Raw genomic sequence first — 19,405 nt, 5'->3', positions numbered from 1 at the left:
GCGGCTGGCTACCGATGCCGGGCGTCTCGACCCCCTCCCGGCCTCGAGAGGCCCGGCGAGGTGCGCGAGGCACCCCGGCCGTTGAAACGGTTGGCTTGCTGCGACAGATCAATATTCTAGATGCGAAGCATTCGCATTTGCAATTGATTTGTGTCAGACAGACGCCGGACCGTGCGCAGGCCGCGCCCCACTCACCTCCCGGCAGCCGCACAGCGCCATCGTCAGGGCCAGCTCTTCCTGCAGGAGACGGATGACATGGGCGACACCCAGCGCGCCGGCCGCGGCGAGCGCATACACCCAGCAACGGCCCAGCAGGACGGCATCCGCCCCGAGGGTCAGCGCCTTGTAGACGTCGCTGCCGCGGCGGATGCCGCCGTCCAGCAGCACCGGGACCCGGCCACCCACGGCCTGCACGATGGCCGGCAGCAGATCCAGGCTGGCCGGCAGCCCGTCGAGCGTGCGGCCGCCATGGTTGGAGACGATCACCCCGTCCATGCCGGCCTCGAGGGCGAGGCGTGCGTCGTCCGGATGGGTCAGCCCCTTGATGAGCACGGGCAGCGCCGTCGCTCGCCGGAGGGCCTCGACGTGCTCCCAGCGCGGGGCGGCGGCCATCAGGCGATCGAAGACCGGATCCGTGCCCGCCACGGAGGCCGGCAGCGGCGCACAGTCCCGCAGGTCCTCGGGTGCCAGTGAGGGCGGCACGGCGAAGCCGGCGCGCTGTTCCCGGTTGCGCACGCCGGCCACCGGGGCGTCGACGGTCAGCACCAGGGCCTGGCAGCCGGCGTCCTCGGCGCGCCGGATGAGCCGCAGACTGTCTTCCCAGCGCGGCTGCGCGTACAGCTGGAACCACAGCGGCCCCGCCGCCTGCGCCGCCACCGCCTCGACGCCCAGCGTGGACAGCGTGCTGAGGATCATGGGGGTCTGCATCACGCCCGCGGCCAGCGCCGTGGCCGCCTCGGCATCCGGATGGAAGAGCCCCTGGTGCGCGACGGGCGCCAGCAGCATCGGATGGGGCAGGTCCAGGCCCATGAGCCGGCAGCGCGTATGGCCACCGCGCAGGTCGCGCAGCACCCGCGTCTGCAGATCGAGGCGGGCAAAGGCGGCACGGTTGGCGGCGGCCGTGCGCTCATCGGCCGCCGCGCCATCCAGATAGGCCCAGGCGGCGTCATCCAGGCGCTCGCGGGCGAGGGCCTCGTAGTCCCCGGCCGCCACGACATGCGGCGGAATGGCGCCCAGCGGCGGCGGGCGCGGGCTCACCGGCCCAGCTCGTACTGGATCGGCGTCAGCACCAGCATCTCGACGGGCTCGCCGTTCTCGGTGTGGGGCTTGAAGCGCGCCGCGCGCATGGCCTGCTGGGCCTGCTCGTCAAGGCGACTGAAGCCCGACGACTGCTGCACGCTGATCTGGCGCGGCAGGCCGTCGCGGTCCACCAGGACGCGCAGCACCACGGTGCCCTTCTCGCCCAGGCGGCGGGACAGGGCCGGCACGGCGATCGGCGGCGCCTGGAGATACTGGACGACACTGGCCGACACCTCGCGCGGCCCGGCATGCGCGGGGCCGGGCGCCACCACGGCAGCCGGCGCGGGCGTCGGGGTCACGGCGGCGCGCGGGGGCGGGTTCTCGGCGACCACGGCCGTCACCGGGGTCGGAGCCAGCTGGATGATCGGCACCTCCACGGGCGGGACGGTGAGTTGCTGGAACTGGGGCACGACCGGCGTGCGCACGGCAGGCGGCGGCGGGGTCTTGGGCGGCGCGACGCTCAGCAGCTTGACCTCGACCGGCGCCGGGCGCTTGGGCATGGGGACGACGCCCATCTGCACCAGCCCCCAGGCCATGACCGCGTGCAGCCCCAGCACGGGCAGCAGCAGGCGCTTGCTGCGCCGGGGCGGCCGCCAGTCCCCCAGGCCCGCCGAGGGCCGGGCATGCAGGGCCACCGGGGGCGTCGCGGCCTCGCGTGCCGGGCGGGGCGCGTCGGCCCCCCGCGGGGCGGCGGCCGTCGAGGAGTAGTCCAGCGGGAAGGAGGCAAGCGCTTGGCTCATGACGCGGGGGCCGCGCAGCCTTGTCAGCCGGGCGACCGGTCGGCGCCCCGCATCCCGCCACGCGTTGAATTCAGGATGATGAAGCCATCATACACAATGCGAACCATTCGCATTTGCTTTCACTCAAACAAATGACGGACATGATTCGCAAGCGGGCGGCCAGCGCCCGGGCAGGCCTTCCGCCGCGCGAAGGGCCTGTGGCCGGCGTGCAGGCCCGGCCGGTCTCCCGGCGGATCCGGCGTTCAGGACGGGGTGGACGGTGCGGGCGTCACCAGAGCAGGCCCAGCAGCGCGGCCCGGACGGCCGCCGCGGTCCGGTTGCTGGTGCCCAGCTTGGCGCAGGAGTTGCGCGTATGGAAATTCACCGTGGCCTCGGAGATCTGCATGATCTGCGCGATGTCGGTCGAGGTCTTGCCCTCGCAGGCCCAGCGCAGGACGTCGCGCTCGCGGTCGGACAGCTCCACGGCGGAATCGTCGCGCAGCAGGTCGCCCCAGACCTTGAGCATGCCGTCATGGCACAGCACCGAGAGCCAGTGCATGCGCTCGCGCTTGCTGGCCAGCTCCTCGGGAGAGACCTCGTCGTCGGAGCGCACGAAGCTCAGCAGGCTGACCATGCCCCGGGCATCGCGTCGCGGCACCGCCACGCCATGCCGCAGGCCATGCGCGGCGGCATCGGCACGAAGCGCCTGGGCGTTGGCATAGAGGGCGTCGTCCCAGACCATGATCTCGTCGGAAACGATGGCCCGCTGCACCGAGGGGTCCACGCGCAGATAGCCCATCTCCTCGTAGCGGCGCTGCCAGTCGGCCGGGTAGTTGCTGCACCAGACGACGCGCGGCGCGGCCAGCGGCACCGGCCCCTTCATCCCGAAGGAGCAGTAGGTGAAGCCGATGCGGTTGGCCTCGGCCAGCACCGTGTCGAACGTCTCCTGGGTGCTGGACGCATTGCTGATCAGACGCAGCTGTTCACTTTGCCAACATTTCATTGGGGCCCCGGCGGCTGGTTGCACGACGCCTCATTGGCGACCCGGCAGGGTGCCAAAGCGTGCGCATAGCGCCAACTAGGGGAATTCCCCTTGATGCCTGGCCGACGGCAGCTCGCGCAACTAACGCTGCAGCTGCGGGCTGGCCTGCTTGAGCGAGTGCAGGACGGTGTCCGGCCAGGGCCAGGTCTCTAGCAGCTCGGCCAGATGCAGCTCGGTGCGGGCGCGGCCCGCATCCGTGCCATCGGGCTCCGTGAGCATGATGTTGGTGCGGATGGAGTGGGCCTTGAGTGCCAGCAGACCGGACGGCGGCTGGACGACCCAGTCCCAGCCGATGGAATAGCCGGCACGCGCGCTGTCCACCCATTCGGTGTAACCCTCGATGCCCTCGGTCAGCCAGGCGCCTTCGCAGCGCGCCTGCAGGGCGAGGTCCGAGAGGTCGGCATCGACGTGCGACTCGAGATGCTCGAAGCGCAGCAACGCCAGCTGTGCGGCACCAAGCCGCCGGTAGAAATCAATGCTCATAGGTCTTGGACGGGCTCATTCAGTTCAACATGGTCCGCTCCTGCGAACCATCAGACTGCGGCCCGCTTCCTTTCTTTTACCAACGGGATCCCGGTCACGCGGGGCTGGCAGGCTCATTGGGCGGCCGCCATGCCCCACACGAACAACTCCTCGGGACGATTGCATCACCGCCCCGAAGGGAACTGTACAAGTCCTGCGGAGCCCCTGGCCCTAACAGTTCTGTTAGTTGCCGGAATTCGCACCAGCGTCTGAAATGCGATCCACACTCACACAGCCTGATGAGGATCGGAGGAGCCCGCATGAGAATCCATCGCTACGCCGACACGGCCCTCAGCGCCGCCACCCGCACGGAACTGGCGGCCTATCGGTATGACGTCTTCGTCGGACGCCTGGGATGGGATCTCCCCTGCCGCCCCGGTTTTGACCAGGACCAGTTCGACAAGGCCGAGGCCGTGCACCTGGTGGCCCGGACGGACGAAGGCCGGGTCGTCGGTTATGCCCGCCTGCTGCCGACCGAGGGCAGCTACCTGCTGGGTGACCTCTTCCCGCAGCTGCTGGGCGGGCACACGCCGCCCCGGGACGCCATGATCTGGGAGCTGTCGCGCTATGCCGCCATGGACATCCAGCAGCACGGCCTGCCCGGCGCCAGCGCCGCGGACCTGCTGGTTGGCAAGCAGCTGCTGCTGCAGGCCATCCGCACCGCCGCCCAGGAGGGCGCGAAACGGCTCATCTTCTGCACGACCGTCGCCATCGAGCGCCTGGCCATGCGCTGGGGGGTGGACATCCAGCGCCTGGGCCCGCCCGTGCGGAGCGAGGGCCAGCTGCTGGTCGCCGCCATGATCGAGTTCACCGACAAGACCTTCGATGCGCTCGTGCCGGCCACGCAGGCGCAGCAGCCGGTCGCCCAGCCCGTCCCTTACACGATCAGCGAACTGCTGCGGGCCGCCGCCTGACGCAGTGCGGCAGCGCCGCAGCGCCCGGCCGCCCCGACCGTCTCTCTCTTGTTCAGGCCCTCTCGTCGAGGGCCCTTTTTTTGGGGACGGGCCGGCAAGCCGGGGCCCGTCAGGCCTTCGGAGCGGGCAGCTTGGGCGCGGTGCGGACGCTGATGACCATGGTCACGGCCAGGATGCCGATCACGGCGGCCAGCGAGACCAGCACCGGGATCTTGATGACATCGATCAGCATCATCTTCGTGCCGATGAAGGCCAGCACGACGGCCAGGCCGTAGCTCAGCAGGTGGAAGCGGGCGGCCATGGCGGCCAGCAGGAAGTACATCGCCCGCAGGCCGAGGATGGCGAAGATGTTGGACGTCAGGACGATGAAGGGGTCGCTGGTCACGGCAAAGATGGCGGGGATGGAGTCCACCGCGAAGATGACGTCCGTGATGCCGACGAGGGCGACCACCAGGAACAGCGGCGTCGCGATGCGCCGGCCGTCCAGGCGGGTGATGAAGCGTTCGCCATCGAACTGCGGGCTCACCGGCAGCACGCGGCGCAGCAGCTTGAGCGCGGGGTTGGACTCGAGGTCCGGCTCCTGCCCGGCCGCCCACCACATCTTGATGCCGGTGAGCAGCAGGAAGGCGCCGAAGAGATACAGCACCCAGTGGAACTGCGCGATGAGCCAGCTCCCCACGAGGATCATCACCGTGCGCAGCACGATGGCGCCCACGATGCCCCACATCAGCACCCGCTTCTGGTAGGCCGGCGGCACCGAGAAGTAGGTGAAGATCATCAGGAAGACGAAGATGTTGTCGACCGCCAGGGACTTCTCGATGAGATAGCCCGTGAGGAACTCGAGGGCGCGGGTGTTGGCCAGGGCGGTGTCGCCGCTGCTGTCACGCACCGCCCACCACAGCAGGGCATTGAAGGCCAGGCTCAGGGCCACCCAGACCACGGACCAGCGCACGGCCTCGCGCACGCTGACCTCGTGGGCCCCCTGCTTGCGCAGCAGGACGAAGTCGACAAACAAGGCGCCCAGGACGGACACCACGAAGAAAACCCACAACCACAGGGGCGCGCTGCTGCTCATCAGAGACTCCCGCAAGACGTCAGACACAAGATACCTGAGCGGCCGGACAACGGCAGCCAGGACATCGACGGCTCACGAAAGGTCTTGCGGGGCGTGACCGGCACCAGAGGATGGTGCAGGCTGGCTGCGGGGCCCGGGCGCTCTCGCGAGCACCGTACTGACGGGCGGCCGCCTCGGCACCTGGGCCGAGCGCTACTCCCCTTTCGGAAGCCCGAATTGTGCACGAAGCCGGGCGCCCTTGAAAAGCCTCCGGATGATCCAGGGCAAGTCCGGAGCCGGGGCGCGCGCCAAATTCACGGTCGCACAGGTATGCTCGCCGCCATGAAGACGCTCACCCGTTGGCTGCTGCTCGCAGGCGCCCTGCTGCTGGTTGCCCATCTCTACCCTGGCGTGGAAGTGAAGAGCTTCGGCTCGGCCATGATCGCAGCGCTGCTGCTGGGCCTGCTCAACACGCTGCTGCGGCCGATCCTCGTGCTGCTGACCCTGCCCGTCACGGTGGTGAGCCTGGGGCTCTTCCTCTTCGTGATCAACGCCCTGATGTTCTGGGCGGCCGCGGGGGTGCTGGACGGCTTTGCCGTCACGGGCTTCGGCGCCGCGCTGGTCGGCTCGCTGATCTACAGCCTGTGCGGCATGCTGATCGACACGGTCGTCGAGCGCGTCTTCCCCTCCCCGATCGACTGAACCCTCAGGGCAGCTCGGCCCCGGGCGGCGCGCCGCGCGGGTACATCTCGAGCAGCAGCTGGCGCCGCTCGTACAGCAGCGCGCGCAGCCGCGCGTCGATCACCGAGGCCTCGAACTGGTCTGCGTCCTTGACGCGCGACAGCCGCAGGCCGGAACGCAGGCGGTCGATGGCGCCGTTGATGTCCCCCATCGCCGCGCGCGACTCCCCCAGCGCCCGGACGGCCCGCAGCGGCTGGTCGAGCTGCGTCCACAACTGGGACAGCAGGCCCCAGGCGCCGGCATCGGCCGGGTGCAGGCTGACGTGCGTCTGCAGCGACTCCGCCGCCGCGCGCACCCGCTCCGGCTGCTTGTCGACCTGGGCCAGCAGCCCGCGCATCATCAGCACGGCGCGGCTCTTCTCGGGGAGCGCGGAGAGCGCCACGTAGCCGGCCGTGGCATCGCCCCGGGCCTGGGCCAGCTCGGCGCGCAGGAAGGCGAGGTCACGCCGCGCCCGGGCGTCATCGGGCACCGTCTGGCGCTGCAGCTGCTCGGCCAGCTGCAGGGAGGCCTCGGCACGGGTGAAGTCCCGCAGCTTGATCGAGGCCAGCGTACTGGCGTAGCGCGCGGCCAGCTGCTCGTGGCCGTGGCTGAGGGTCTGGCGCACGCCGGCGTCCATGCCCTGCAGCTGGCGCCAGGTTTCGGCGCGCGGGTCCATCAGCACGCGCGAGCGCGCCGCCATCAGGGCGTGCTCCGGCGAGGTGTCGAGCGGAGGCGGCGCCTCCGTGCCCAGGCGCAGGCGGGCGTCGCCGATGCGCTCGGTGGTCAGCGGGTGCGAGCGCAGATAGGGGTAGGCCCCCGAGTCCATCAGGTGATAGGCCTGGTCCATGCGCTCGAACATGCTCACCATGCCCTGCCCCTGGTAGCCGGCGCCGGTCATGACGTTGAAGCCGACGCGGTCGGCCTCGCGCTCCATGTCGCGCGAGAAGTTGAGCGAGGCCTGCTGAGCCGCCGCCTGACTGCCCAGGATGGCGGCATTGGCCAGGTCCACGCTGCCAGCCTTGGAGGCCGCGATCAGGCCCAGCACCATGCCGGCCATCGCGGCCATGCTGCTGCGCGAGTCCCCGACGATGCGCCGCGCGATGTGGCGCTGTGTGATGTGGGACAGCTCGTGTCCCAGCACGGAGGCGAGCTCGTCCCGCGAGCTGGTGATGGCCAGCAGGCCCAGGTGCACGCCGACGTAGCCCCCCGGCAGCGCAAAGGCGTTCACGCTGCGATCCCGCACGAGGAAGGTCTCCCAGGCGAAGCGGTCGGTGGTGTCGTCGCCGATGTTGCCCTGGCGGCGTGCCGCCTCCACCAGCGGCGCCCAGACACCCTGCACATACTCCAGCAGCAGCGGGTCGTCGAGGTAGTCCGGGTCGGGGCGGATCTGCCGCATGATCTGCTCGCCCAGGTGCTTCTCGGCGCTGATGCTGAGGTCATCGGAGACGGAGTCCCCCAGCGCCGGCAGGTTCACCTGCGCGTGCAGCGGCGCGGCGGGCAGCAGCATCGCGCCCGCGCACAGCGCCGCCAGCAGGCGATGGTGCAGCGGCCGCACCGGCGCCCCATCACCTGGCGTCCTGTCTCGCTGCGCCTTTTCAGGCCGTCTGTTCTCCAACAATCCCGTCTCCCTCGGCCCTGGCAGAACCATGATGCGGGCCCGCCTGGCAAGCTGGGCCGATCGCTATCATGTCAGGCAATCCTTAAGCCAGTGTTGCTGCCCATGAATTCGCCCCTCACCCATTTTGACGCCCAGGGCCAGGCCCACATGGTCGACGTGTCCGGCAAGGCCGTCACGCATCGGGTGGCCCGGGCGACGGGCAGCATCCGCATGCTGCCGGCGACGCTGGCGCTCATCCAGGGCGGCCACGCGAAGAAGGGCGATGTGCTGGGCGTGGCGCGCATCGCCGCCATCCAGGGCGCCAAGCGCACCAGCGACCTCATTCCGCTGTGCCACCCGCTGCCCATCACGCGCGTGGCGGTGGAGTTCCGCATCGACGAGGCGGCGTCCACCGTGCATTGCGAGGCGCAGGTCGAGACCCTCGGCCAGACCGGTGTCGAGATGGAGGCCCTGACCGCCGTGCAGGTCGGCCTGCTCACCATCTACGACATGTGCAAGGCTGCCGACCGCGGCATGGTCATGCAGGGCATTCGCGTGATGGAGAAGAAGGGCGGCAAGAGCGGGGACTGGTCCGCCGAAGACTGAGCGCCCCGAGGGCGCCGACGTCAGCGGAAGTCCTCGAAGCGGTAGCTGCGCTGAGGCGCCTCGCACTGGAAGGGGCGCATGGCGTGGGCCGGCCAGCGCTCGCATTCGTCGAGCCAGTCGTCCGCCGCGGCGTTGTGGAACTCCCGCAGGCGCTGCACCAGGTAGCGCGCCTTGTCCGTCTCACCGACCGCGTGCAGGGACTGCGCCCACGCAATCATCAGCCGCACATCGATGAGGTTGTGCCCGGTGCGCTGCGCGGCCTCGAGCGTCGCCTGCGACGCGGCCGGCACGGTGGCCGCGGCGTAGTCCGCACCGGCCGAGAACAGCAGGCTCCGCTGCCCGCGCGCGATGCGCTCCTCCAGGGGCGGCAGGCGCGGCCCGGAGCGGTAGATGTCGACGATGTGCAGGTAGTCCCAGGCCGCGAAGAACGCGCCGGCCACCATGAGCGCGCCGCCCAGCTGCATCAGGCGCCGGCGCGGGTCCCGGGGCTCGACGGGGGTCAGGTCTTGCGTCACAGCGGCCGGCACGGGATCGGTGGCCAGCGCCAGCCCCAGCGCGAAGGCGGTGGGCAGCAGGAAGTAGAGGTACCACAGCGGGTACTCCAGCATGCTGTGCAGGCCGATCATCAGCACCACCATCAGCGCGCAGCGGCGCTGCAGGGCCATCGCGCCCTGCGCCCGCACGGCCGCACGGCCCGCCAGCCACAGGAGCCAGCCCAGGCCACCGAGCATCAGCAGGCCGAGCGGCCAGCCCATCTCCACCAGGACTTGCATCACGAGGTTGTGGCAGTGGTCGAAGAAGGCGACGGGGCGGTCCGGGAAGGGCGTGAGGGTCCAGGCGAAGTTGAAGTCCCCCCAGCCCACGCCGCGCCAGGGGTGCTGCTGCAGCAGGGCCCAGGTGTTCTTGAGGACGGCCACGCGCGAGGGCGAGCCGGCCCCTTCCGCCAGCCGCGCCTCGGCGCCGAAGGCATGGCCGCTGGCCGCCGACCACCAGTGCATGAACTGCCAGGAGGCGGCCGTCAGCAGGGGCGTGAGCAGCAGGCTCAGACGGGCCGGCCCGCTGAGCTGCCGGTCGAGCACGCCCCACAGCACCAGCAGCGCGACGCCGAACCACATGCCCGTGCGCGAGGCGCTGAGGACCACGCAGAACAGCAGCAGCCACAGCATGACGGGCAGCAGGGCGCGCAGGGCCGGCCGGCGGATGCCCCAGCTTTCGCTGAGCCAGACCGCCGCGATGCAGCCCCACAGCAGCAGGCTCGCGAGATGGTTGGGCTGCCGGATGTTCCCGACCGCGCGCCCCGGAATGCCCGACCGCGCGATCCAGGCGGCGTCCGTCCACTCCGGCACGAAGACCTGCACCAGCGACACGAGGGCGCCCCCGACTGCCGCCAGGAGCAGCCCCAGGGCCAGCCATCGACCCCAGGCCAGTCCGCCTGCCGACGCACCGGCCCGCGCACCGGCCAGCACCAGGACGCCGGCCATCGCCAGCGCCAGCGCGGGCAGCGCGGTGAGGGCCGTCAGCTTCACCCCCGCCACGGCGCCGAACACCGCCACACCGATGGCCACCAGGCCCCAGCGGCTGCGCGGCAGCAGGGCGGCGCCGTCGGAAGCAGCCCGGGGCAGGGCCTGCAGCAGCACGCCCCCCCACAGGCCGAGCGCCAGCAGCTGGTTCAGCAGCGTGGTCGAGGGCGAGAGGCTGTAGGCCAGCAGGGAGGGCAGGGTGGCGGCGAGGACGAGGGCGAGGGCGAGCGGATTCACGTCGCGCAGTCTATCCATTCGCGCGCAGGGAGCCACAGGGGTCACACTTCGTCACGGCACAAGGTGCGCAGGCGCCACGCGGGAGCGCTGCGCACACGCGACAATGTCGCCCTATGCCGCATGACCCGCCCCCGCAGCCCCGAGGACGACGCCCGGGAGCCCTCTCTTGAAGCCGCCAGCGATCGTCCTGGTGACCACCTCCTTCCCGATCGCCGGTGACGGCAGCGAGGCGGCGGGCTCCTTCGTCGGGGACCTGGCGCTGGAGCTCGCGCGCTTCACCGAGGTCCGCGTCGTCTGCCCGGGGCCGACGGACGGGCGTGAGCACTGGGGTCCGGGCGTGGAAGTCTTCCGCTTCGCCGCCCCGGCGCAGGCGCTGTCCACCCTCAAGCCCTGGAAGCCCACCGACTGGCGCTGGATCTTCCGCGTCCTGAGAGGGGGCCTGGCCGCGACCCGGGCCGCCGTGGCGGCCCAGCCCCGCTGCCAGCTCTTCGCTCTGTGGGCGCTGCCCTGCGGGGACTGGGCGCGCCGGGTGGCCCGCGAGCGCGGCATCGACTATTCCGTCTGGATGCTGGGCAGCGACGTCTGGAGCCTCGGCCGCATCCCCGTCGTGCGGCAGATCCTCGCGCACACCATCCGCCAGGCCCGGGGCGCCTACGCCGACGGCTACCAGCTGGCCGACGACGCGCAGCGCATCAGCGGCCGGGCCATCGAGTTCCTGCCGAGCACGCGGCGCATCGACAGCCGGGAGATCACCCCGCGCCGCAGCCAGGCGCCGCTGCGACTGCTGTTCCTCGGGCGCTGGCATCCCAACAAGGGCGTGGACCTGCTGCTCGACGCCCTGGCCCTCCTGAATGACGAGGACTGGTCGCGCATCGCGCAGGTGGACATCCAGGGCGGAGGCCCGATGGACGCCGAGGTGCGCCGCCAGGTCGCCGCGCTGGCCGCGGCGGGGCGACCCGTCCAGGCGGGCCGCTACCTCGCCAAGGCAGAGGCGGAGCAGGCCATCCTGGCCGCCGACTGGGTGCTCCTGCCGTCCCGCATCGAGAGCATCCCCGTGGTCTTCTCGGACGCGATCAAGCTCGGCCGACCGCTGGTGGCGATGCCTGTCGGTGACCTGCCCCGGCTGCTCGCCACCGGCTGCGGCGTGCTGAGCGAGGCGGTGAGCGCCGACGGCTTCGCCCGGGCCCTGCGCGAGGCCCTGCGGGGCGACGTCCAGCCCGATCCGCAGGCCATGCGCACGCTGGCCGAGCAGTTCTCCGTCGAGACCATCGCGCAGCGGCTGCTGGCACCCTAGGCCGGAGAACTCATGTCCGATACCCGCTCCACCTGGGAAGACCGCTCGGCCGCGTACGGCGATCAGCTGACGGGCGTCCTGTTCCGAGGCCTGTCCGCCAGTGCCAATGGCGCCATCGACCAGTGGCACTCCTGGCTGATCGCCACACGCCTGGCCCCGGGGCTGGCGCCGGGCGCCCAGGTGCTCGACGTCGGCTGCGGCTACGGGCGCAACTCGCGGATCCTGCTGAAGGCGCGGCCGGATGTGCAGGTCGTGGGCATGGACCTGTCCAGCAACTATTGCCGTCTGTACCAGGACGCGGGCGGGCGATGCGTCTGCGCCGACATGGCGCAGATGCCGTTCCCGACGGCCCGGTTCGACGGGCTCATGGCCATCACCAGCCTCATGTACGCCGGGCATCAGGCGGCGACCGTGCTCGCCGAGATGCACCGCATCACCAAGCCCGGCGCGCTGATGCTCCTCGTCGATCCCGGTGACGAGATCAACCGCCTGATCGCGCGGCTGCGCGGCGGCCGCGCCGCCACACCCACGGGCGGCTCGGGCTTTGCGCGCGAAGGCTATGTCGGCCTCATCGACAAGGCCGGCTTCGAAGTGCTTCACAAGGGCGGCAACAGCTGGCTCTCGGCCCTGCTGCTGGTGCCGGGATTCGCCACGGGGGAGCGCCCATGGATGCAATCGCTGCTGCAGGCCACGAGCCGCCGCGACTGCCAGGAGGCGGGCTACGCGGCGCATGCCCTGCATCGCTGGGTGATCGCGAGGCGGCGATGACGTTCTACGACACCCTGCCCGTGGCGCTCGAATGGCTGGTCCGCCTGGCCCTGTTCGGGGCCGTCTGCGGTGCCGTCCTGCTGCACTTCGTCATGGAGCCCGTCCGCTGGAGGCTCGCCTACCTGGACCGCACGCAGGGCCCGGCACAGGCGGGCCGGGTGCGCGACATCCTGTTCTGCACCACGGTGGCCACCTACATCTTCCCGTTCAAGATCGGTCTGCCGCTGCGCATGGGCCTGCTGAACCGGCTCGCCGCGATGAACGTCCGGTTCATCGGCACGGTGCTGGCTGTCGACGGCCTGATCTCGCTGGCGGTGTGGGTCCTGGCGGCCATCGTCTGCGTCTGGCTCGGCGCCTTCCAGTGGCAGCCGCCGGTGTATGTCTGGGTCGGCGCGGGCGTGATGCTGACGGTGGTCGTCGGGCTCGGCGTCCGGCGCAAGTGGGCCTCGGGCGGCAGTGCTCAATGGAGCCAGGCGCTGGCGCTGTTCCGTGATCCCTGGCGTCGCATGTCATGGGCCGGCGCCATCTTGCTGCTCGACGTGAGCCTCTACTGGCTGCGGCATGCGCTGCTCGTGCTGCTGGTCACCGGCCAGATGAAGTGGGCCCTCGCCGGCGGCTCGGCGGGTCTGGTGGCCACCTTCGCAGGCATCATCTCCGGCCTTCCGATGGGCCTGCTGGGCTACGACGCCAGCCTGCTGGCGCTGCTCGGCGCGGCCGGCGTGCCCATCGGTGACATCATCACCATCATCACACTCAATCGCGCGCTCAACATCGCCATGGCGGTCATGCTGGGCATCCCCGCGGGCATCCGGCTGGGCATCGGCACGGGCCTCGTCGGGATCCTGCGCAAGCTGAAGGACATTGGCAGTGGAAAAGAACGACCATAGAAGCTTCTACACCCAGGAAGCCACGGGCTACGAGGCCACCCGCTACGGCTCCCCGTACGGCCGGCTCTTCCGCGCCGCCCATCTGAAGACTCTGGACGAAGTCCTCGAGCCCGCACAGCAGGTGCTGGACGTGGCCTCGGGCACCGGGCAGCTGCTGCCGGCACTGGCCAAGTTCGGGCAGCAGGTGGTGGCCATCGACCTGACGCCCGGCATGCTGGAGGAATCCCGCAAGCGCCACGCCCACGACAGCCGGATCACCTACGCCGTCGGGGACGCCTCCCGGCTGCCCTATCCCGACCACGCCTTCGACATCGTGGCCAGCGCTCGCTTCCTGCATCTGTTCGAACCCGATCGGCAGGCCGCGTTCATCGCGGAGATGGCACGCGTGCTGCGTCCGGGCGGGCTGCTGGTCGTGGACTTCTACAGCTCCGACGCCCGCCGGCTGTTCTGGCTGCCGATCGCCCTCTACCGCTACCTCGCCCGCAAGCGCCCGGAGAACGACTACCGGGTGGACCTCGCGTTCGCCCGCAAGACCCTGGAGGACCTGGGGCTGCGCCCCGTGGCCACCCGCGGCCTGGGCAACTTCCTGATGCTGCCGCTGCTGTGGCTGCCGCTTCGATGGCAGGTCGGCATGGCCGTGTGGCTGGGCAAGCGCCTGCCGCAGCTCTCGGAGCAGTTCCTGATGGCTGCGCGCAAGCCTTGAGCGCCGTCGGCAAGACGCCAGGCACGGCGCAGGACCTGGTGCGCGTCGTGCTGCTGGCACCGGGCGTCTGGGAGCCGCTGACCGAGGGCCGCAAGCTCTACGTGACGGACCTAGCGGCACAGCTGCGCGCGTCGGGGCTGCAGGTGGAGGTTCTCAAGGGCGACCGCGAGGCCGGCGGGATGCGGGCCATCCTCCAGTGCCTGCGCCAGCTGCGCCAGCGCTGCGCCAGCCCTCAGCGCCCGGACGGCGTGATCGTCTTCCCCTACGGCACCTTCACCGGCGCGCGCCGCTGGGCCAACGAGCTCCTCCTGCGCGCGGCGGCGGCGATCGGGCGTCTGCACGGCGTTCCCACCGTGCCCCTGTTCTACAGCTGCGCCGGCCTGTCGCTCGACCACATCGACCGCCACTTCGCCCCCTGTCTGGCCGTCGGCGCCGCGCAGGGTCGCATCACGGCGGTGGAGCTGGCCATCTCGCGCCGGATCCAGCCCTGGCGGGTCTTGCAGGACACGCCGCGCCGGCTGCTGTTCCTGTGCGGCTACCAGCACCCCACCGAGGACGCGCTGCACGGCGTCCTGCATGAGCGGGGCCTGATGGACCTGCTGCAGGCCGGCGACGCCATCGCCGGCGACGGCTTCGAGCTCACGGTGGCCATCCCCTTCCTGCGTGACGCCGGCATGCGGGCTCGCCTGCAGGCGCTGGTCGCGCAGCACTGCCCGCGGCTGACCGTGCATCTGATGCAGAGCGTGGATGCGGGCGAGGTCTTCAGCGCCTTCGATGCCTTCGTCTTCCCCTACCACGTCAACCACGCGGTGTTCGTGCCGACCTCCCTGCTGGAGGCCATGACCGCCGGCATTCCCGTGGTGACCGCCGACCTGCCCATGTACCGCGCGCTGACCCGCGGCCCCGAGGGGCCTCGCTGCGGCCTGTATGCGCCCGGCGACATCCGCGGGCTGGCGGCGTGCGTGGCCGATCTGCGGCGAGACTATGCCGGCGCCGTCGCGCGGGCGGACCGCACGGCGCAGCGGCTGCGCGACCCGGACCGCATGGCCCGCAGTGCGCAGACGGTCCTGGATCAGCTCAGCCCAGGAGCTCGCGCACCGTCGCGATGATGCGCTCCACGTCCTCGTCGCTCAGCTTGGCCGACAGCGGCAGGCTGACCGTCTGGCGGCCGATGGCCATGGCATGCGGCCACTGCTCCGGGCGCCATCCGAAGCGGTCCTGGTAGTACGGATGCTCGGGGATGGAGAGGTAGTGGACGCCGGTGCCGATCCCGGCACCGTTCATGGCATCCAGGAACTCGTCGCGGGACAGCCGGCATCGCGCCGCATCGACCAGGATCGTGAAGAGGTGGTAGCCGTGCCGCGTGTCCGGCTCGGGCGCCGCAGGCAGGCCGATCGGCAGGTCCGCGAAGGCCTGCATGTAGCGGTCCCAGACCACCTGCCGGCGCTCCCAGCTGACATCGACGCGCGCCAGCTGGTGGATGCCCAGCGCGGCCTGCATGTCCATCATGTTGTACTTGAAGCCGCACTCGACGACCTGGTAGTGGCGGTAGCCCTTGTCGCCGAAGCGATGCCAGGCGTCCTTGCTCATCCCGTGCAGGGCCAGGACCTTGGCACGCGCGATCTGCTCGGCATTCCCGCCCAGGATCATGCCGCCCTCGCCCGTCACCACGTTCTTGGTCACGTAGAAGCTGAAGCAGCCGAAGTCGCCATGCGTGCCGGCCTTGCGGCCGTGGTACTCGGTCTCGATCGCGTGGGCGCAGTCCTCGATGACCACGAGCTGGTGCTTGCGGGCGATCGCGAGGATGGGGTCCATGTCACAGGAGCGCCCGGCGAAGTGGACCGGCAGGATGGCCGCGGTGCGCGGCGTGATGGCCGCCTCGATGGCCGCCGGGTCGATGTTCATCGTCACCGGATCCACGTCGGCCAGCACCGGCGTGAGACCCGCGTGGATGATGGCGTTCACCGTGGCGCAGAAGGTCAGCGGCGTCGTGATGACTTCCGCGCCGGGTGGCAGCCGGGCCGCGACCATGCTGACGTGCAGGGCCGCCGTGCAGGAGTTGACGGCGGCCACCTGGGAGGCCGGCACGCCCTTGTAGCGGGCGAAGTCCTGCTCGAACTGCGCGACGCGCGGACCGGTGCCCAGCCAGCCGGATTGCAGGCAGGCATTGAGCTCGGTGATCTCGTCCTCGCCGATGGCGGGAGAACCGAAAACGAGGAACTTCTTGGCATCCATGATCAGGGCCCTGTCGTGTCAGCGGTCAAGGGTGGGGGTCATCCGGGGCGGCGATGCCTGGCGGCATTCAGTCGCGCCCGCGGTACATCAGCGCGGTGATCTGCTCGGAGATCAGCCCCATCAGAAACACCATCACGCTGCCCGTGTACAGCAGCGCGCTCATGTTGGTGAACCGGCCGGTGTGCACCCACGTCCAGCCGTACCAGAACGAGGCCAGCGAGAACAGCACCAGCGCGATGGGCGCGAAGATCTTCAGCGGCGAGAACAGCGTGCCGATCTTGAAGATGATCAGCAGGAAGCGCGTCCCGTCGCGCAGCAGACGGATGTGGCTCTGCCCGATGCGGCGTGCCGCGTGGATGGGCACGTAGGCCACCGAGTAGCCGGCCCGGAAGAAGGCCATGGTGCTCGTGGTCGGGTAGGAGAAGCCATTGGGCAGCAGGTAGAGGAACTCGCGGAACTTGTCGGCGCGCACGGCCCGGAAGCCGGAGGTGAGGTCCTCCACCCGATGGCCGGTCATCCAGCTGGCCAGGCGGTTGTAGAAGCCGTTCGCCAGCCCGCGGCCCACGCTGGCCTGCGAGCCCTTCTGGCGGGCCCCCACGACGAGGTCATGCCCGGCTTCGATGAGCGCCAGGAGACGGGGGATGTCCGCCGGGTCGTGCTGACCGTCGGCATCCATGAACACGATCACGTCGCCGCCGGCCGCGCGGGCGCCCGTCTTGATCGCGGCGCCGTTGCCCTTGCTGTAGGGGTGGCTGACCACCCGGGCCCCGGCCTCCGTGGCGACCACCGCCGTGGCGTCCGAGGAACCGTCGTTCACGACCACCACCTCGGCCTCGGGCAGCAGCGCGCGCAGCCGGGCGACGGTCGCGCCGACGGCGGCAGCTTCATTCTTGGCGGGCAATACGACACTGAGGCGGGTCATCATGGGGCTCACAAGGCATCCGGTACATCATGGGGCAGCCTGCCCGGGCGGCGTCAGCCTGCCAGGTCCTTGCGCAGGCGATCCGCCCATTCTTTCATGCCGTGATCGGCAAGATCGCGCAGCACGGCCTCGATCATCGGGTCGCCCGCAGGAACCCGCCGCAAGGCCTTCAGGTAGTAGTCGTAGGCCTTCTCCGGCTCCTTCGACTGATAGAGGATGTAGTTCGCCAGATTGGCCAGCTCGACACCGGTGAGGTCGAACCGTGCGGCATAGGCCATAGCCACCCGCACCAGCTGGTGGGAGTCCAGGTCCACCCCCTTGCTGGCGTTGCCGATCATGATCCAGAGCACATCCCGGCCCTCCGGAGAGAAGCTGGCATGCTCGATCCGGTGCACCAGAGTCTCCCAGTCGGCGTCGGGCTTCGCCCCCTGCATGGTCTTGAGCGTGATCAGGTCCGCCAGCGCAATCAGCTCGTCGTGCAGATCGGCGGCCTTCTGGCAGCTGTTCACGGCCAGGCTGAACATGGGATGGTCCGTCTCCCCTCCGCTGCGCAGGTAGTAGGTCTTGCACAGCAGCTGCCAGGCCCGCCCGGACTGGGGCGCCCAGTCCGGCCCCTGAAGCGCGAACTGGAACGACGATCCCCAGATGCTGGCCCGGATGTACGTCAGCGTGCACAGCGTGGCCATCAGCGCAGCGACCAGGATGGCGGCCACGCCACGGGACGGCTTGAGGCGGTCCGCCAGGAGGCAGGCCCCGTCCGCCAGCGCCAGCAGGAAGCCGATCAGAGGGAAGTGGTTGCGGTGCTCGAAGGCCAGCTCGAGATTGAGCACATTGCTCGTGAGGAAGTGGCCCATGAAGAAGAGCATCACCCCGGCCGCGAACACGGGCCGGCGCGCCCGCAGGGCCCACGCCAGGCCCAGCAGAGCCGCCAGCAGCAGCAACGACAGCAGCGTCGTGGGAGGACTCAGCAGACCGCGCGACGGCTCCAGCTGGTCGTAGTAGAACGGCATGCTCTGCGGCAGCGGCCACAGCATCTGCCCCAGGTACATGACCAGGATGCGCGCTTCGGTCAGCAGCCGTTCGAGGCTCGAGAAATTGCGCCAGGCGTAGGGCTCGGAGGTCCAGTAGCGGGGGACGACGAGCAGCAGGAAGGCCGCGGCACCCAGGCCCACCAGCAGCTGATAGCCCCGGCGCCAGCGCGCCGCCACCGCGGGATCGCTGGCCCGGAACTGAAGCACCGTCAACTCCAGGATCCAGGTGTAGCCGGGCAGCAGGAGCACATCCTCCTTGCACAGCAGCCCGAGCACGCCGCTCGCTGCTGCGAAGATCCAGTAGCGCAGGCTGGGCCGGCCATCGATCTGGGCCGATCGGGCATTCAGGTAGGACCACAGGCCCAGCACCACGAAGAAGGTGCCTAACGTCTGCATTCGCTGCACCACGTACAGCACGGACGACACCTGCAGCGGGTGCGCGCCCCACGCGAACGCGACGACGAGCGCCACCACCTCCGCGCGCCGCGGCGCCCATTGGGCCACCAGCAGCAGCCGGCGGACCATCGCCGCCACCGCCAGGACGGTCAGCCCATGCAGCAGCAGATTGGTGTCCCTGAAGGCCGTTGCATCCAGGCCGGCGCGCAGGTGGTCCAGGGCGAAGCTGAGCATGGCCAGCGGCCGCGATCCATGGCCAGGTTCGTAGCTGAAGGTGGCGCGCTTCACGGCCGACCAGCTGAACTCCGACAGGTGCACCTTGGCGTTGTCGACAATGTTCGGATGGTCGTCAAAGAGGAATTCGGCGGTGCGGCCGGGCCACAGGACCGCGAGGGACACGAGACAGCACAGGCTCAGCAGCAGAGCCCAGTAGGAGCGTTTCATGTTCAGAGCGATGCGCACCCAGCGGGCTTGTAGAACCTGGCTTCGGCGTCAGACTTGCAGGCCCAGACACCGCTGGAGTTGCGGCTGTACAGGATCTTCTTGCCGGTGACGCCCGGCGTGCCCTTGATCGTGCAGGTGATGGCGGGATCGGCGTTGCCGGTCGATTCGGGAGCGACGACAGCAATGTCAGAGCAGTTGGGGGTCACGCCCTGCAGTCCCAGGTTGGCCGGCACGAAGTCGGTGTCAGGCCGATGCTCGTTGAGCAGGATCTCGTAGTTCTGGATGCCGGGCCGGATGTCGGACATGCCCGCACTCACGGCAGCCTTGCCGGCGTAGTCCTGGTAGACCGGGAACGCGATGGCGGCCAGGATCCCGAGAATGGCCACGACGATCATCAGCTCGATCAGGGTGAATCCTCGTTGTTCGCGCATGGTCACCTCCTGCCAGAACACTGTCACGTCTATAAAAAAAGCCCCGGACATGCCGGGGCTTCGT

19 protein-coding genes are annotated in these 19,405 nt (G+C 70.1%); 8 read left to right on the top strand and 11 right to left on the bottom strand.

Annotated elements, in window-relative coordinates; genetic code table 11:
- Positions 1-153: 153 nt before the first annotated feature.
- The 4 genes from QRD43_RS03300 to QRD43_RS03285 form a co-directional block, all read right to left on the bottom strand.
- Entirely contained in the window at positions 154-1,257 is a 1,104-nt protein-coding gene (locus QRD43_RS03300; RefSeq protein WP_285981043.1) for an alpha-hydroxy acid oxidase, read from the bottom strand.
- Positions 1,254-2,039 carry an energy transducer TonB gene (locus tag QRD43_RS03295; RefSeq protein ID WP_285981042.1) on the bottom strand — a complete coding sequence of 262 codons (786 nt, stop codon included), beginning with the start codon at positions 2,037-2,039 and terminating at the stop codon, positions 1,254-1,256. Before QRD43_RS03295 ends, QRD43_RS03300 begins: the two co-directional genes overlap by 4 nt.
- Before the next feature lie 268 nt (positions 2,040-2,307).
- Positions 2,308-3,021: an autoinducer binding domain-containing protein gene (locus QRD43_RS03290; protein ID WP_285981041.1), complete on the bottom strand. Its 714-nt coding sequence runs from the start codon at positions 3,019-3,021 to the stop codon at positions 2,308-2,310.
- A 120-nt stretch (positions 3,022-3,141) separates the two neighbouring features.
- The gene (locus tag QRD43_RS03285) at positions 3,142-3,543 is read right to left on the bottom strand and encodes a DUF4902 domain-containing protein (RefSeq protein WP_285981040.1); all 402 of its coding nucleotides are present in this window, start codon (positions 3,541-3,543) and stop codon (positions 3,142-3,144) included.
- Between the two features lie 299 nt (positions 3,544-3,842).
- Here QRD43_RS03285 and QRD43_RS03280 point away from each other — a divergent pair, with 299 nt between their 5' ends.
- Complete coding sequence (locus QRD43_RS03280) at positions 3,843-4,496, top strand: acyl-homoserine-lactone synthase (RefSeq protein ID WP_285981039.1); 654 nt, start codon at positions 3,843-3,845, stop codon at positions 4,494-4,496.
- A gap of 109 nt (positions 4,497-4,605) precedes the next feature.
- Here the strand turns inward: QRD43_RS03280 and QRD43_RS03275 are convergent, their stop codons facing one another.
- Entirely contained in the window at positions 4,606-5,571 is a 966-nt protein-coding gene (locus QRD43_RS03275) for a TerC family protein (RefSeq protein ID WP_285981038.1), read from the bottom strand.
- A 321-nt stretch (positions 5,572-5,892) separates the two neighbouring features.
- On the opposite strand from QRD43_RS03275, the gene QRD43_RS03270 reads away from it, so the two are divergent.
- Positions 5,893-6,252: a phage holin family protein gene (locus QRD43_RS03270; RefSeq protein ID WP_285981037.1), complete on the top strand. Its 360-nt coding sequence runs from the start codon at positions 5,893-5,895 to the stop codon at positions 6,250-6,252.
- A 4-nt stretch (positions 6,253-6,256) separates the two neighbouring features.
- Here the strand turns inward: QRD43_RS03270 and QRD43_RS03265 are convergent, their stop codons facing one another.
- Entirely contained in the window at positions 6,257-7,825 is a 1,569-nt protein-coding gene (locus QRD43_RS03265) for a M48 family metalloprotease (protein WP_285981036.1), read from the bottom strand.
- Positions 7,826-7,990: 165 nt separating this feature from the next.
- Between QRD43_RS03265 and moaC the strand changes: the two genes are divergently transcribed.
- Positions 7,991-8,473: a cyclic pyranopterin monophosphate synthase MoaC gene (moaC, locus tag QRD43_RS03260; protein WP_285981035.1), complete on the top strand. Its 483-nt coding sequence runs from the start codon at positions 7,991-7,993 to the stop codon at positions 8,471-8,473.
- Between the two features lie 20 nt (positions 8,474-8,493).
- Here moaC and QRD43_RS03255 read toward each other — a convergent pair whose 3' ends face one another.
- Positions 8,494-10,248 carry a PglL family O-oligosaccharyltransferase gene (locus tag QRD43_RS03255; RefSeq protein WP_285981034.1) on the bottom strand — a complete coding sequence of 585 codons (1,755 nt, stop codon included), beginning with the start codon at positions 10,246-10,248 and terminating at the stop codon, positions 8,494-8,496.
- 148 nt (positions 10,249-10,396) lie between these two features.
- Between QRD43_RS03255 and QRD43_RS03250 the strand changes: the two genes are divergently transcribed.
- From QRD43_RS03250 to QRD43_RS03230, 5 genes are read left to right on the top strand one after another with little or no spacing between them, the layout of a single operon-like run.
- Complete coding sequence (locus QRD43_RS03250) at positions 10,397-11,524, top strand: glycosyltransferase (RefSeq protein WP_285981033.1); 1,128 nt, start codon at positions 10,397-10,399, stop codon at positions 11,522-11,524.
- A gap of 12 nt (positions 11,525-11,536) precedes the next feature.
- Positions 11,537-12,292, top strand: coding sequence for a class I SAM-dependent methyltransferase (locus QRD43_RS03245; RefSeq protein WP_285981032.1), 756 nt, complete (start codon positions 11,537-11,539; stop codon positions 12,290-12,292).
- Complete coding sequence (locus QRD43_RS03240) at positions 12,289-13,179, top strand: lysylphosphatidylglycerol synthase domain-containing protein (RefSeq protein ID WP_285981031.1); 891 nt, start codon at positions 12,289-12,291, stop codon at positions 13,177-13,179. The genes QRD43_RS03245 and QRD43_RS03240 overlap by 4 nt, the downstream gene beginning before the upstream one ends.
- Positions 13,160-13,882, top strand: a complete 723-nt coding sequence (locus tag QRD43_RS03235) for a class I SAM-dependent methyltransferase (protein WP_285981030.1) — start codon at positions 13,160-13,162, stop codon at positions 13,880-13,882. Before QRD43_RS03240 ends, QRD43_RS03235 begins: the two co-directional genes overlap by 20 nt.
- Complete coding sequence (locus QRD43_RS03230; RefSeq protein ID WP_285981029.1) at positions 13,879-14,991, top strand: glycosyltransferase; 1,113 nt, start codon at positions 13,879-13,881, stop codon at positions 14,989-14,991. The genes QRD43_RS03235 and QRD43_RS03230 overlap by 4 nt, the downstream gene beginning before the upstream one ends.
- Here the strand turns inward: QRD43_RS03230 and QRD43_RS03225 are convergent.
- The 4 genes from QRD43_RS03225 to QRD43_RS03210 form a co-directional block, all read right to left on the bottom strand.
- The gene (locus QRD43_RS03225) at positions 14,960-16,117 is read right to left on the bottom strand and encodes a DegT/DnrJ/EryC1/StrS family aminotransferase (RefSeq protein WP_285981028.1); all 1,158 of its coding nucleotides are present in this window, start codon (positions 16,115-16,117) and stop codon (positions 14,960-14,962) included. The two genes, QRD43_RS03230 and QRD43_RS03225, sit on opposite strands and share 32 nt — an antisense overlap.
- A 67-nt stretch (positions 16,118-16,184) precedes the next feature.
- Positions 16,185-17,042: a glycosyltransferase family 2 protein gene (locus tag QRD43_RS03220; RefSeq protein WP_285981027.1), complete on the bottom strand. Its 858-nt coding sequence runs from the start codon at positions 17,040-17,042 to the stop codon at positions 16,185-16,187.
- Between the two features lie 50 nt (positions 17,043-17,092).
- Positions 17,093-18,910, bottom strand: coding sequence for a hypothetical protein (locus QRD43_RS03215; protein WP_285981026.1), 1,818 nt, complete (start codon positions 18,908-18,910; stop codon positions 17,093-17,095).
- A 2-nt stretch (positions 18,911-18,912) separates the two neighbouring features.
- Positions 18,913-19,341, bottom strand: a complete 429-nt coding sequence (locus QRD43_RS03210; protein ID WP_285981025.1) for a pilin — start codon at positions 19,339-19,341, stop codon at positions 18,913-18,915.
- Positions 19,342-19,405 lie beyond the last annotated feature (64 nt).

The sequence above is a fragment of the Roseateles subflavus genome, from assembly GCF_030285365.1.
Lineage (GTDB): Bacteria > Pseudomonadota > Gammaproteobacteria > Burkholderiales > Burkholderiaceae_C > Roseateles_B > Roseateles_B subflavus.
The sequence above is the reverse complement of the archived record's forward strand: the minus strand, read 5'-3'. Positions and strand labels throughout refer to the sequence as shown.

Bases quoted from the DNA above. Each gene is read 5' to 3' on its own strand.
- QRD43_RS03295 (WP_285981042.1), bottom strand. From the start codon at position 2,039: ATGAGCCAAGCGCTTGCCTCCTTCCCGCTGGACTACTCCTCGACGGCC.
- QRD43_RS03290 (WP_285981041.1), bottom strand. From the start codon at position 3,021: ATGAAATGTTGGCAAAGTGAACAGCTGCGTCTGATCAGCAATGCGTCC.
- QRD43_RS03285 (WP_285981040.1), bottom strand. From the start codon at position 3,543: ATGAGCATTGATTTCTACCGGCGGCTTGGTGCCGCACAGCTGGCGTTG.
- QRD43_RS03280 (WP_285981039.1), top strand. From the start codon at position 3,843: ATGAGAATCCATCGCTACGCCGACACGGCCCTCAGCGCCGCCACCCGC.
- QRD43_RS03275 (WP_285981038.1), bottom strand. From the start codon at position 5,571: ATGAGCAGCAGCGCGCCCCTGTGGTTGTGGGTTTTCTTCGTGGTGTCC.
- QRD43_RS03270 (WP_285981037.1), top strand. From the start codon at position 5,893: ATGAAGACGCTCACCCGTTGGCTGCTGCTCGCAGGCGCCCTGCTGCTG.
- moaC (WP_285981035.1), top strand. From the start codon at position 7,991: ATGAATTCGCCCCTCACCCATTTTGACGCCCAGGGCCAGGCCCACATG.
- QRD43_RS03255 (WP_285981034.1), bottom strand. From the start codon at position 10,248: ATGGATAGACTGCGCGACGTGAATCCGCTCGCCCTCGCCCTCGTCCTC.
- QRD43_RS03245 (WP_285981032.1), top strand. From the start codon at position 11,537: ATGTCCGATACCCGCTCCACCTGGGAAGACCGCTCGGCCGCGTACGGC.
- QRD43_RS03240 (WP_285981031.1), top strand. From the start codon at position 12,289: ATGACGTTCTACGACACCCTGCCCGTGGCGCTCGAATGGCTGGTCCGC.
- QRD43_RS03225 (WP_285981028.1), bottom strand. From the start codon at position 16,117: ATGGATGCCAAGAAGTTCCTCGTTTTCGGTTCTCCCGCCATCGGCGAG.
- QRD43_RS03220 (WP_285981027.1), bottom strand. From the start codon at position 17,042: ATGATGACCCGCCTCAGTGTCGTATTGCCCGCCAAGAATGAAGCTGCC.
- QRD43_RS03215 (WP_285981026.1), bottom strand. From the start codon at position 18,910: ATGAAACGCTCCTACTGGGCTCTGCTGCTGAGCCTGTGCTGTCTCGTG.
- QRD43_RS03210 (WP_285981025.1), bottom strand. From the start codon at position 19,341: ATGCGCGAACAACGAGGATTCACCCTGATCGAGCTGATGATCGTCGTG.